Origin of the sequence: Rhodococcus sp. IEGM 1408 (assembly GCF_033142235.1) — a bacterium.
GTDB lineage: Bacteria > Actinomycetota > Actinomycetes > Mycobacteriales > Mycobacteriaceae > Dietzia.
Genome location: NZ_JAWLRW010000015.1, coordinates 52,193 through 64,306 on the forward strand (window position 1 = coordinate 52,193; position 12,114 = coordinate 64,306).

Annotated in this window: 12 protein-coding genes; 4 read left to right on the forward strand and 8 right to left on the reverse strand. The window is 62.7% G+C overall.

What is annotated here, in order from left to right:
* Positions 1 to 209: 209 nt before the first annotated feature.
* Positions 210 to 782, reverse strand: a complete 573-nt coding sequence (locus R4P08_RS17270) for a cob(I)yrinic acid a,c-diamide adenosyltransferase (protein WP_317815101.1) — start codon at positions 780 to 782, stop codon at positions 210 to 212.
* Positions 783 to 878: 96 nt separating this feature from the next.
* Positions 879 to 1,589, reverse strand: a complete 711-nt coding sequence (locus R4P08_RS17275; RefSeq protein WP_317815103.1) for an MIP/aquaporin family protein — start codon at positions 1,587 to 1,589, stop codon at positions 879 to 881.
* A 294-nt stretch (positions 1,590 to 1,883) separates the two neighbouring features.
* Between R4P08_RS17275 and R4P08_RS17280 the strand changes: the two genes are divergently transcribed.
* Complete coding sequence (locus R4P08_RS17280) at positions 1,884 to 2,285, forward strand: heme-binding protein (protein ID WP_317815104.1); 402 nt, start codon at positions 1,884 to 1,886, stop codon at positions 2,283 to 2,285.
* Between the two features lie 6 nt (positions 2,286 to 2,291).
* On the opposite strand, the gene R4P08_RS17285 is transcribed toward R4P08_RS17280, so the two are convergent.
* Positions 2,292 to 2,906, reverse strand: coding sequence for a response regulator transcription factor (locus tag R4P08_RS17285; protein WP_317815105.1), 615 nt, complete (start codon positions 2,904 to 2,906; stop codon positions 2,292 to 2,294).
* 224 nt (positions 2,907 to 3,130) lie between these two features.
* Positions 3,131 to 3,886 carry a (2Fe-2S)-binding protein gene (locus R4P08_RS17290; protein ID WP_317815106.1) on the reverse strand — a complete coding sequence of 252 codons (756 nt, stop codon included), beginning with the start codon at positions 3,884 to 3,886 and terminating at the stop codon, positions 3,131 to 3,133.
* 407 nt (positions 3,887 to 4,293) lie between these two features.
* On the opposite strand from R4P08_RS17290, the gene R4P08_RS17295 reads away from it, so the two are divergent.
* The 3 genes from R4P08_RS17295 to cobT all read left to right on the forward strand — a co-directional run bounded on the left by R4P08_RS17295 (position 4,294) and on the right by cobT (position 7,704).
* Entirely contained in the window at positions 4,294 to 5,817 is a 1,524-nt protein-coding gene (locus R4P08_RS17295; protein ID WP_317815107.1) for an aldehyde dehydrogenase family protein, read from the forward strand.
* 16 nt (positions 5,818 to 5,833) lie between these two features.
* Positions 5,834 to 6,316 (forward strand): DUF779 domain-containing protein, encoded by a 483-nt coding sequence (locus R4P08_RS17300; protein WP_317815117.1) that lies wholly within the window; start codon positions 5,834 to 5,836, stop codon positions 6,314 to 6,316.
* 359 nt (positions 6,317 to 6,675) lie between these two features.
* Complete coding sequence (cobT, locus tag R4P08_RS17305; RefSeq protein WP_317815108.1) at positions 6,676 to 7,704, forward strand: nicotinate-nucleotide--dimethylbenzimidazole phosphoribosyltransferase; 1,029 nt, start codon at positions 6,676 to 6,678, stop codon at positions 7,702 to 7,704.
* Positions 7,705 to 7,876: 172 nt separating this feature from the next.
* On the opposite strand, the gene R4P08_RS17310 is transcribed toward cobT, so the two are convergent.
* The 4 genes from R4P08_RS17310 to R4P08_RS17325 form a co-directional block, all read right to left on the reverse strand.
* Complete coding sequence (locus tag R4P08_RS17310; protein WP_317815109.1) at positions 7,877 to 9,277, reverse strand: IS1380 family transposase; 1,401 nt, start codon at positions 9,275 to 9,277, stop codon at positions 7,877 to 7,879.
* 76 nt (positions 9,278 to 9,353) lie between these two features.
* Positions 9,354 to 10,316, reverse strand: coding sequence for a hypothetical protein (locus R4P08_RS17315; RefSeq protein ID WP_317815110.1), 963 nt, complete (start codon positions 10,314 to 10,316; stop codon positions 9,354 to 9,356).
* Positions 10,317 to 10,342: 26 nt separating this feature from the next.
* Positions 10,343 to 10,675 (reverse strand): helix-turn-helix transcriptional regulator, encoded by a 333-nt coding sequence (locus R4P08_RS17320; RefSeq protein WP_317815111.1) that lies wholly within the window; start codon positions 10,673 to 10,675, stop codon positions 10,343 to 10,345.
* Positions 10,672 to 11,778, reverse strand: coding sequence for a tyrosine-type recombinase/integrase (locus R4P08_RS17325; RefSeq protein ID WP_317815112.1), 1,107 nt, complete (start codon positions 11,776 to 11,778; stop codon positions 10,672 to 10,674). The genes R4P08_RS17320 and R4P08_RS17325 overlap by 4 nt, the downstream gene beginning before the upstream one ends.
* Positions 11,779 to 12,114 lie beyond the last annotated feature (336 nt).

The window sequence follows — 12,114 nt, forward strand, 5'->3', positions numbered from 1 at the left end:
GACGTCCCGAATAGGTCACAGCGGCGCTGGCGAACCGTGGGTCTGTTCGGCTCATCCACGACATTAACGCGAAACACTAAAAGTTGTGGAACTCGGGTCCGAGCCTTCATCGAGGGCTGGAACGACCGGTCCCGCCCCTTCGGCTGGACCAAAACCGAAGAAAAGATCCTCAGAAAGGCCAGCCGTCCAACAACTTCAACTCCATGCCACTAGAACGTTCGGTCGCCGCCCGGGAGCCACTTGATATCGCCGTTTGGATTCTCTACGCGAGCCAGGATGAACAGCAAATCCGACAGACGATTGAGGTAGCGCAGAGCGATCCTGTTGATGTCGGAGGTCTCGGCAGCGAACCAAGCGCTTCGTTCCGCGCGCCGAGCTACCGCGCGGGCATTGTGGAGGAGAGCACCGCCCGCCGTTCCGCCCGGGAGAATGAAGCTGTCCAGCTTCGGGAGATCTACATTGAACTTGTCGCAATGCTTCTCCAAGCGGTCGACCTGTTCCTGGCCTACCCGAAGGGGTGAATGCTTAGGATCATTGGAGATCGGCGTGCACAGGTCGGCTCCGACATCGAAGAGATCATTCTGAACAGTGCGGACTACTGCGCTCACCTCGTCGCTAAGATTCCCCAGCGCTATGGCCATTCCCAACGCGGCGTTGGCCTCGTCACAGTCCGCGTAAGCTCCAACGCGGGGGTCCACTTTGAGGACCCGTGACATGTCACCAAGAGCGGTGGTTCCTTCGTCGCCAGTTCTGGTGTAGATGCGAGTCAAACGGACTGTCATGCTAGGCCACTTTCGAATACATATAGAAGTGCGGAAGGCTGCGCTAAAGTCGCATCCCCGCAAGTTACCGTGTCACACGTTGCATAACTTGCAGCGTCAGGCGAGGGCCAGGTACAAGAGAGCTGCTGCGGAAGCGCCGAGCACTGGCCCCAGCACTGGGACCCACGCGTAGCCCCAGTCGGGGCGCGCTTTGCCGCGGATCGGCAGCAACCAGTAAGCGATTCTCGGGCCGAGGTCTCGGGCGGGGTTGATGGCGTAACCAGTGGGCCCGCCGAGGCCAACACCGATTGCGACTACTACGGCAGCGACCCCACCGTAACCGAGAGCGGCGTTGCCGGGAGGATCGGCGAGAATCCAGAAGATTAGAACAAAGGTAGCGATGGCCTCGGTGATCGTGTTCCAAAAACGCTTTCGTTCGCCAGGAACCGTGCAGAAGATTCTACGGGTATCGGAGTTGTCCACGCTTGAATCGAACTGCAGCTTGAAGACGACCCAGCACAAGATTCCGCCTATGATCCCTCCAGTTAATTGTCCGAGCGCGTATATCGGCAACTCTGACCAGGCGGTGCTTCCCGTTATGGCTAAGGCAAGCGTCACGATTGGGTTGATGTGACCACCGGTTGGGGAAGCAATGCTTGCTCCTACGAACACGCCTAAGCCCCAACCAAACACTATTACTAGCCAGTTGCCGCCGCCGCCGAATGCCAGCGAGCCCTTTAGCAGGACTGTGGCAACCGAACCAGTACCGATGAGAACGAGAGCGGCAGTCCCGAGCAGTTCCCAAGTGAAGATTTCCATGTAAGACAATGATCGCTCCGTCGCGTTGGATGGCGAGGCGTTCCGGGGGTGGAGAACTCGACGCCGAAATGGTGTGACCGGCAGTATGTCTTAGTGGGTTCAGATGCAGGAGGCTTCGGCGACCGGCCTAACCAATTACTGGCCGTCGCAGCGGGGAGCACCGACGGTCCCTAGCCGAGTGGCTAGTGTCTTGTGATAAGTTTGGATAGGTTTCTGCCTAGGATAAGAAATTCCTCTACGCTGTTTTCGTCATCTCGGGTAGTATGAATCCGTACGTCGTCCGTAATGAATGAGAGGTATGGAATGACAAGCAAGTTGACCCTTGATCAGGCGACTGAAGTTATCTCCGCCGCAAAAGCGAAGGCGGCGGAACTTGGCCAGCCGATGAATATCGCCGTAGTGGACGATGGAGGCCATCTCGTTGCTTTTGTTCGGATGGATGGTGCTATCAAGGCGAGTATTGACATCTCCACTCGAAAGGCGCAGACCTCGGTGATGATGAATGCACCTACCAGCGCACTGACCGACCTGGTCCAGCCAGGTGCCGAACTCTACGGACTGGGTCAGCTGTCTGGCGGAATGGTGACGTTCGGTGGGGGTGTTCTGCTGAAAGTGAAGGAAGAAGTAGTCGGCGCGGTGGGGGTTAGCGCGGGCTCTGTAGTGGAGGACATATCGGTCGCAGTGGCCGGCGCCGAGGCTCTCTAATTTGAGTCAAACGACCCCCATTCGTAGAGCGATTGCCACCACTTCAGCTCGGCGGCGCACCGAAAACTTGTCCATAATATTTCGCAGATGGTATTTGACGGTCGCCTCGGTGATGAACAACTCGGCTCCAATCGCTTTATTGCCGAGTCCGCTCACTACCAGTGAGAGCACGTCCCGCTCTCTCAAAGTGAACGCTGGGGTGTGCGCTGTGACACCAGAACGCAGTGTTCGCAAAACTGAATTGGTGTGAAATTTATCAAGAGCAATATCACCCGATAGGACGCTTCGAACCACCGCCAGTATCTCATCCAAGGGGGAGGTCTTAGACATCACTCCGTCAATTCCGCGGCGAACGACATCAAGTGTATCGGCATCGGTCAACGAGTTCGTTAGTAGTATTATGCCGATTTCGGGATTAGTCGCCTTCAGTCGGTCGACGAGTAACAATCCGTCCTTGACGCCGGACCCGAGATCGGGATCAAGTATTACTAACGTTGCATGGGTTCGGACTATCTCGTCCAATATATTTTTGTTTGACCCCAAATGAGTGACTATCGACACGCCGGGTTCGTCAGTCAAAATGCGGATGAGCCCTTGACGGACGAGTTCCTCCTTATCCACTATCACTGTTCGGCGACATGTCGGTGTTTGGCAGGGTGGCGGTGCTGGCTTCCTGACTGCGGAAGAGCTCAACCATGCGAGTGGGCCGGACTGAAGTTCGGCCAATGCAACGCTATTCATCGTTTCTGCTCCTGTCGAAGGGCGTGCGCGATGAGCCAAGTGTTACCCAGGTCACGCTGCAAGGGGGTTGCAAGCGGCTGCCTGCGGTTTCGCACTGCCAAGGATCAGGAGCCGCGCGGTGTCCGCTCGGCCAGAACGCAATCGCCGCATAGGCCAGCGCGGGGAAGCTGGTAGAACAAGCAACAATTGTTTCGAACGAATCGCGGCCGGATATCGCCAGCAGAAACAAACCTACATGTTGTTTGGAGGCATCCGTGGTTAACGATCTCACGCATGAGGCCAAATGCACGGTCCGTAACGTTGGGGAGCTGTGCACTAAGTACTGAAACCGCCCCGTTGAACGACGAAGCGATGTTGCCCGATAGTACCTTGCTCGACAGTCCGGTGGTCCGATGAATCGCCTCGCTTAAAGGTCTCAGCGCGCCGTCTAGTAAGTTGGCGTGGAGTTTCTCAGGGAGATCCTCATCAGGAATCTCGGTCAATCCGATGTACGAAACGAGACCTACATCAAGTGAGTGTTTCGGTCCTGGGCGCCAAGCTAAGTTGCCTGAGCCGAAATCCGGCAAGGTTCCAGACAAAACTACACAACCGAAGACGGGTGATATCAGTTTCGCGATGGTCGCGAGTTGAAAGGATGATGCGGCGACCCGATGCTCTATTGTATTAATGGCGACGTTCTGTGATTGTGCAATGGCTGCGCGAGTGCGATTTACGTACTCATTAATGGTCGGAACGGACTCAGTTAACTCATCGAATGCTCGCCAGTCGGTGCCGTCGACGAGGGGGATATCAAAGTACCCACCGATGCGTCGACTCTCGTTGATCGACGCTTCGATTCTGGAACTTGGGTTTGCTCTCATGAGAGTAAGTGTGACACGAGCTCATGGCACTTCATGACTGTTCGCCCCAGCTTGGCGGGCATCGGTGCCCTCGGTGGCGATGCTCTGCGACCGTGGACTCGTCTCGCTAATTCACGATTGTGCTCGTGTGGAGAGGGTCGGGACGCGTCCAGGGGGACCCACGGAAGTAGACGAGATCCACCTCCTCTCATTTTCCAGACGTTCGCTCTTTGGCGGCTCACACACCTCTGGAGGGGCTTCAACGGCTAGTCCATTGAGGGGCAGACTGCGTCGAGCACGACGTCGGTGGATCGAGTCTTAACGAAACAGCGACGCCGGGTGCAACCTCGGTGCAACAACAAGACACTTAGTGTCTTGCATCACAGGACGGCCGCGTTGGCCGGTGCCTGTTGTCGAGAGGAGTTGTCATGGTTGTCTACGCCCAGCCGGGGTCATCCGATGCGGTAATGAGCTACGAATCCCGGTACGAGCACTGGATCGGCGGACAGTGGACCCCGCCCGCCAAGGGGCAGTACTTCGAGAACGTCACCCCGATCACCGGTCAGGCGTTCTGCGAGGTGGGCCGCGGCACCGCCGAGGACATTGAGGCCGCTCTAGACGCCGCGTGGGCCGCCGCTCCCGCCTGGAACGCCGCCTCCGCCGCTGAGCGTTCGCTAGTCCTGCTGCGGATCGCCGACCGGATGGAGCAGAACCTCGAGAAGCTGGCGCTGGCCGAGGCCTGGGACAACGGCAAGGCGATCCGCGAGACGCTCAATGCCGACATCCCGCTGGCGATCGATCACTTCCGCTACTTCGCCGGCGCGATCCGCGCCCAGGAGGGCGGCATCTCAGAGATCGACCGGGACACGGTCGCCTACCACTTCCACGAGCCGCTCGGCGTGGTCGGGCAGATCATCCCGTGGAACTTCCCGATCCTCATGGCGGTGTGGAAGCTCGCGCCGGCCCTGGCCGCCGGCAACTGTGTGGTCCTTAAGCCTGCCGAGCAGACCCCCGCGTCGATCCTCTACCTCATGTCCGTCATCGGCGACCTGCTCCCGCCCGGCGTGGTCAACGTGGTCAACGGCTTCGGCACCGAGGCCGGCAAGCCGCTCGCCTCCAACCCGCGCATCCGCAAGGTTGCGTTCACCGGTGAGACCACCACCGGCCGGCTGATCATGCAGTACGCCTCCGAAAACCTCATCCCCGTCACCCTCGAACTGGGCGGCAAGAGCCCCAACATCTTCTTCGAAGACGTCATGGACGCCGACGACGACTACCGTCAAGCCTCGCTCGAGGGCTTCGCAATGTTCGGCCTCAACCAGGGCGAGGTGTGCACCGCCCCGTCGCGCGCGCTCGTGCAGGAGTCGATCCTCGACGACTTCACCGAGCTCGCGATCGAGCGCGTCAAGAAGATTAAGCAGGGCAACCCGCTCGACACCGAGACCATGATGGGAGCACAGGCCTCCACCGATCAGTTGGAGAAGATCCTGTCCTACATGGACGTCGGCAAGCAGGAGGGCGCCGAGATCCTCACCGGTGGTGGCCGCGCCGAGCTCGACGGTGATCTAGCCGGCGGCTTCTACGTCCAACCCACCGTGTTCAAGGGCAACAACAAGATGCGCCTGTTCCAGGAGGAGATCTTTGGCCCCGTCCTTGCGTTGGGCTCCTTCACCGACTTCGACGACGCCATGTCCATCGCTAACGACACGCTCTACGGCCTGGGCGCGGGCGTGTGGTCGCGCAACGGCACCACCGCCTACCGCGCCGGGCGCACCATCCAAGCCGGCCGGGTGTGGACCAACACCTACCACCAGTATCCGGCCCACGCGGCGTTCGGCGGCTACAAGCAGTCCGGCATCGGCCGCGAGAACCACCTGATGATGCTCGACCACTACCAGCAGACCAAGTGCCTGCTCGTGAGCTACTCGGGCAAGCCCCAGGGCTTCTTCTGAGCCGGGCGTGAGCGCTATGGACGACGTGTGCGGGTTGCCCTCCGGTGGGAGCGTGCCCATCGCGGCGCGCGCCGTGCCGCCGGAGGGCGCGGCCGCCGACCTGCCACCGCGCGTGGTGGCGACCGAACCGGCCGTCGAGCTGATCAACGAGATCGTCGGCCGGCACGGGCCGGTGATGTTCCACCAGTCCGGCGGGTGCTGCGATGGATCCGCGCCGATGTGCTATCCGGTGGGCGAGTTCCACATCGGCATGCGCGACGTGCTCGTCGGGGACCTTCCTGTGGGTGATGCACGGATCGCAGTGTGGATATCGGGCAGTCAATTCGGGGCGTGGAAACACACGCAGCTGGTTTTGGATGCCGTCCCGGGTCGGGGCTCGGGCTTCAGCTTGGAGACGCCCACCGGCCGAAGGTTCCTCTCCCGGGCGCGGGTCTTCACCGCTGACGAGATTAAGGCGCTAGAGGACGTTCCGGTGGTGCTCGGCATCGACCGGGACTGAATCGGCGGCGTCGTAGATACGACCGTTGGCAGAATGGTGTGGGACGGTAATTCCGGGCCATATCAGGCACTCAGGGTGCCGGCCCCATGCAACTGGGTGACTCCCGTCCCGGCGGGGTCAACCTCCGGGCGGAAGGGCGAGAGGGTTGAGTTCGACGCCAGAAAGGTGCTCTTGACTGGCTACTTTGCGAGCTTAGACACCCTGCTTTGCTCCAGTGCAGAGCACCCTTCTTCATGCGCGACACGCGCTACCACAGCCTCCCCGTGGCATCTCGAGACTAATGTGGCCGCCCAGCCCGCAGAGCCACGCTGTTTCAATGAATACGCCTAACGACCTCCTGGACAGACAGCGAGACACAGATGACTCCAACGGCGCCCTCTGCAGAAGCACGCACGGAGGCGGCCGAGCGCTTGGCTGGACTCGCGGTGCCCAGTGGCGCACTTGGGCGCCTCGGCGAGCTCGCGATCTGGCTCGCAGGCGTCCAGGGGATGTGCCCGCCCTGGCCAGTGACCAACGTGCGTGCGGTGGTCTTCGCTGGCGACCACGGGGTGACCGAGTACGGGGTCTCCGCATATCCGAAGGAGATCACGCCCGCCATGGTGCGTGCCTTCCTTAATGGGGGTGCCGGCGTCGCGGTTCTCGCCGAGCAGCACGACGTCGCACTGCGAATATTGGACATCGGCGTCGACGATAACCTTGAGGGCGTCGACCCGGCAGTTAAGGAGTTCAAGATTGGACGGTCGTGCGGGCCGATTCACCTAGAGGACGCGATTTCGCGTAACGACTGTGCCCGCGCACTGATCGCCGGGCGCGCGGTCGCACGCCAGGAGATCGCTGCGGGGTCGGATCTGCTAATCAGCGGTGACATGGGCATCGGCAACACGACACCCGCAGCCGCGCTTATCGCTGCCTACTATGGGTTTTCCGCCGCGGAGGTCACGGGTCGTGGCACGGGCATCGACGAGCATATGTTCGTTGACAAGCAAGGCATCATCACACAGGCCCTTAATCGGGTAAGCAGGCGCATGGATGATCCAACGGCCACGCTCGCGGCTCTGGGCAGCGCGGACATCGCGGCATCGGCCGGGTTTATGATCGAAGCGGCGGCTCAGAGCGTGCCAGTTTTGCTCGACGGTGTCATCGCCGTCGCGAGCGCCGTCGCCGCCAACGCGATTGCTCCGGGCAGCGCCGCTTGGTTCGCCGCTGGTCATCGCTCACCCGAACCCGCACAGTCCCTCGCCCTCGATAAGCTCGGCATGGAGCCGCTGCTTGACCTCGGTATGCGCTTGGGCGAAGGCAGCGGGGCCATCGCAGCCGTCCCGCTCATTCGCTCGGCTGCGTTGTTGTTGGACCAAGTGCTGCAGCTTTCCGACCTCGGCATTAGCTGAGCGTGAGTGCCGTACAGAGCATGATCCTTAGCCCCGGTGATTCACGGGCCGTGAGGACTGCTGCTGTTGCGTGACGGCGGGCTTGTTTTCGCGTGTGGGCGTGCGGGGGTGCCGGCTGGCGCTGCCGGTGGGCGGGTCTCCGGGTGGTGCTGTCGTGGGCGGGCGGGTGAGGTCAGGCGGGTTTGGGGATCGCGGCGATGGTGTTGAATACGGCGACGATGGCGGTGGCCCAGGGCCACGTTTTGGGGATCTTCACCCGTCGCCTGCGGCCACTGCGGACCAGTCGGGCTGCGACGTGCAGGAAGCGGTAGCGCAGCGCTTTGGGCTCGCACAAGGCCAGGACTGCCGCGTCGCCGGTGCAGGCAAGCATCCGAGTCCAGGCCACCAGGTCTGCGGCGAGCATCACCGCCACCAGCCAGGCCTGGTTGAGCGCGAACTCGCGTGAAGGCAGACGGCCCAGGCCGGTGTCCTTGGCGTGACGGATCCGGTCCTCCACGCGGGCGTGCGCCCGATGCCTGGCTTCAAGAAACTGCAACTGCCCGGTACGGGTGTTGGTGACAAACGCCTGGTAACGCCACCCGTCCGCTTCTTCGAACATCGACAACTGCGCTCCCGGGTGGGGCCGCTCGCGGCGGACGATGATCCGCATCCCATCTGGCCACTTGGCGAGCATCCCGGGAGCGAGGAACCCGGTCAACTCGGCAACCTCGGCCCCGGCGCGGATGTCGCCGGACGGGTTGAGCGCTGGCCCCCACGCAGCCTCGGGGGCGATGGAGATGGCTCGGCGAATCGGGGCAGTGATGGAGAACCCGACCGAGTACTCCACCCGTCGATTACGGACGCGGTTCTGCTCGGTGATCCAATCCAACAGGTCGTGAGAGGCGCCGGCGCCGTCGGAGCGGATCAGCACGTCACGCCGGTGAGCCGCGGGGATCTGCCCGATGGCCTGGCCCAGGACCTCGATGTGGTCGGCAGCGGTGTTGGACCCGGCGTTACCCGGGCGCAAGCTCGCGGCGAGAAACTCTTCTGTGTTGTCGCACCACACGCCGATCGGGTGGTAGCCGAAGGTGCGCTTGTACGTCGGAGCTGCATGTTCCTTCTCGCTGTGGGTGACCACGATGGTGGCGTCCACATCGAGCACGATCGTCGATCCTAGATCCCGACCCGCACACGACGATGCGGGAACGCCGCCGGGCAGGTGCGACCACACGTGCCGCCGGGGGCGGGCACGGGCGACCTGGATTTTCTTGCGCTTGCCGGCGGTGATCTCATCGAGTGCGCGCCACACCGTCGGCGCCGAGGCCACCGGCCCCAGGGCCTCGGATTGGTGGCGTAGGACGCCGATGTCGGAGATGGATTCGCCGCCATCGGCGAGCATCACCGCGACGTCGATCAGCACCCGGCCGCGGTCGTGGATCGGGATGAACCGCCGACGCGCCATAGCCCCCGACAGTTCGGTGGTCAGCCCCACCTGATCAGCCAGAAGGCGTGGAGCAACTGCTCCGGCGTGGGAGATCACTCCGACACCATCAGCAGTAACGGACAGACCGGCCGACCACGAAGTACGCTTCACCTACCGAGTGCTTTCTGCTGGGCAACATGGATCCTTAGACAAGAACCAGTTTCCCCTGTTCAGGAAGCACTTCGGTCTATTTTCCCCAGCGATCCGCAGATCCCCGTGAATCACCGGGGCTAGCGACGACGAAGAAGGTTCGGATCGAAGTTCTGGTCGTCGGTCCGGTGGCGAGCCACTCATCGATGTCGGGCTGGGTGCAAGTCGCGGCAGTGCGCCCATAGGTGGTGTGCAGCCAGGTCAGGAGCTTGATGGTCTCGGTGATCTCTTGTTTCGCCGAGTGGATCGGCGCCCGGGTGGGCGTCCCAGCGGCGGCTTTGTCCCGGATGCGGCGCAGGTGGTGCCAGGTCGCGAAGTGATGGACGGGTTTCCGGACTTCCTCGGGCAGATCGTCGAGCTTCGCGGCGATCCATTGTTCGAACCTCGGCAGGTACACATCTCTTGGGGGTAGGAGATCGTGGTGTTGCAGCAGTGCACGAAGGTGTTCGGCTGGTTTTCCGCCGAGGGTGTCGAGTCCTTCGTGGGTGCAGGGGATCGACCCGTCGCCGAGCCCGGCGAGCAGCCTCTGCACCTTGGGTGAGCGTTTCCAGGTGATGATCGATTCGGGCCGGTCGGCGGCGCACAGGGCGTCGACGAGACCGGTCAGAGCAGTATCGCTGGGGGCGCCGCCGAGCAGTGCGTGCAGGTCCTCGCGCAGCACGCAGCGGGCGCACAGGTTGCCGCGGTGATGGCCTGCTTCGACGCCGCATTGCTGGCAGTGGAAGTCGACGTCGATGCCGGCGCAGGTGCCGCAGACCGGCTCGCCGTCGGCGCCTGGAGGGCCGGGTAGGAGCCGGTCCTGGCAGCAGTTCGGGCAGGTGCCGTGGGTGTGGATAGCGGTGTTGTAGCAGGTGAAGCACAGGCGACCTTCGGGCCAGCGGGCTGCCAGGCGGGGGATGTTGCGGCCACACCGGGCGCAGGGGTCATCCCGGGTACTGGTGGCGCGTGGCCGCCCGCGGCGGGTGGAACGAGGGGACAGGCCGTCAGGGGTCGGGGTCACTTGGTTGTCCTCCTCGTGGGCCGGGGTTATTCGTCGAGGATGTTGGCGCGGCGTGGCCGGACGGTCCGGTCGAGGTCGACGACATTCGCTGCCGGGGTGGTGCCGGTCTTGCGGGCGCGTGCATCAGCGGCGGTGACGGTGAGCAGGTCGTCGGGCCCGCAGTCGAAGATGTCGCAGAGAGCGGCAACGACCTGCAGGGAGATGCGTTCGGGACGCTGGTTGACCAGTCGGTAGACCTGCGGGCGGGACAGGGTGATGTCGCGTTCGGCCAGGTGCGGGATCAGTTCGGTGGTGTTGTGCATGCCGCGTGCGGCCATGAGTTCGGCCAGGCGCCATCGGTACTCGACTGTGCGTTTCACGGTGATTCGCTTTCGTCATCGGGTGTCAGTGCGCGGCCCACCGTGCGGTCGAGTGCCGCCCGGAGTGTGGAGCGTCGGAACTCGTCAGAGGTGAACTGGTAGATCCCTGTGGTCGAGGCGTACTCGTGGCCCATCTGGTCCTGGACGAACCGGGGATCCCAACCCGCCTCCAGCAGGTGGGTGGCGTACGAGCGACGGAAGGAATGGATGTCGAGACCGTCGGAGAATCCGAGCTCGTCACAGTACCGGCGTAGTCGGCGCAGCAAGGTCGACTCCACGACGAGCCCGCCGCGTTCACTACAGAACAGCTCGAGGCTGTCGGGGGCGCCGCGGCCATTGGCCAGCCAGTCTTCGAGGATCCCCGGAGTCCAACGCCACACGGTCAGCACGCTGCGGGGCCGGTGAGGAGAGGAGGGTCGGGACTTGCCGTAGCGGACCTTGCAGAGACCGAAGGCCCCGAACTCGCGGGCGTGGGGATTGCGGGCGAAGTCGACGGTCTGCAGGTGGCGCAACTCGTTGAATCGCAGACCGTAGCCGTAAGCGATCTTCATCATGACCGCGTCCCGGTAGGCGGGCTGCCAGCCTTTCCGCCCGGAGGCGCCGGCGCGTGCGACTTCGTTGTCGGCGTGCTCAAACAGCGCATCGAGTTCGTCGCGGGTGTAGGGCCGTTTCGAGGCGCGCCCGTCGTGGGCCTGCACGTGCGCAGCGGTGTTCCAGTCGAAGAACACCTGCGCCGGGTGCGTACCGAAGTGCTGCTCGCACACTCGGTCCCAGCCGTAATCCGGGTTGGCGATGTAGCTGGTGAACGCCCGAAGCGCGCAGTGGTAGCCGCGAAGAGTGGAGTGGGCGACGTGTTTGACCGTACGGAGGTCGGCGGAGAATTCCTCGACCATCGCCGGGGTCCAGTGCCACGGCTCCGCATTAATGTGGTCGATGAACCGCTGCACCAGACGCAGTCGTTGCTTAATCGTGTTGAACTGCAAGTTGCGGGAGAGCTGCTGATTGCGCCAGCCCTCCAGCATCAGCTGGAGCACTTGCTCGGCGGGGCGAAGGACCGGAAGGGACGGCACCAAGTGGACCCGTCCGGAGCCATCCAGTCGCATCGCCAAACCCCCGAACGTTCCGTCTCATCTGATGAATCAATGATACATCTGATGAACCTGGACGGGAACCCCTGCAGGTCAACGAGTTGCCACGGACCGCCATCTGACCGCCTCGATATCCGCCGGCAGCACCCTAGAAGCGCCAGCGGCACCACTCGGAGACGGGCGACGCCGCAGGTCGGGGCCGATATCGGGGCCGTGCACGAGAGGGGAGCTCAAGACCGCGCAGATGATTCACCTGATGCAATACGCAGACTTCTACTGGTCAGGTGTCGGGTTCTGTGGTGTCGGGTTCCTGGTGGAGTTCGGGGTAGGCGCTCCAGGAGACGCCGCTGA

What these genes read in the sequence shown, in the direction of transcription:
- R4P08_RS17300 (WP_317815117.1), top strand. Translation starts at nt 5,834, where the DNA reads ATGGACGACGTGTGCGGGTTGCCCTCCGGTGGGAGCGTGCCCATCGCG.
- R4P08_RS17290 (WP_317815106.1), bottom strand. Translation starts at nt 3,886, where the DNA reads ATGAGAGCAAACCCAAGTTCCAGAATCGAAGCGTCGATCAACGAGAGT.
- cobT (WP_317815108.1), top strand. Translation starts at nt 6,676, where the DNA reads ATGACTCCAACGGCGCCCTCTGCAGAAGCACGCACGGAGGCGGCCGAG.
- R4P08_RS17270 (WP_317815101.1), bottom strand. Translation starts at nt 782, where the DNA reads ATGACAGTCCGTTTGACTCGCATCTACACCAGAACTGGCGACGAAGGA.
- R4P08_RS17325 (WP_317815112.1), bottom strand. Translation starts at nt 11,778, where the DNA reads ATGCGACTGGATGGCTCCGGACGGGTCCACTTGGTGCCGTCCCTTCCG.
- R4P08_RS17295 (WP_317815107.1), top strand. Translation starts at nt 4,294, where the DNA reads ATGGTTGTCTACGCCCAGCCGGGGTCATCCGATGCGGTAATGAGCTAC.
- R4P08_RS17280 (WP_317815104.1), top strand. Translation starts at nt 1,884, where the DNA reads ATGACAAGCAAGTTGACCCTTGATCAGGCGACTGAAGTTATCTCCGCC.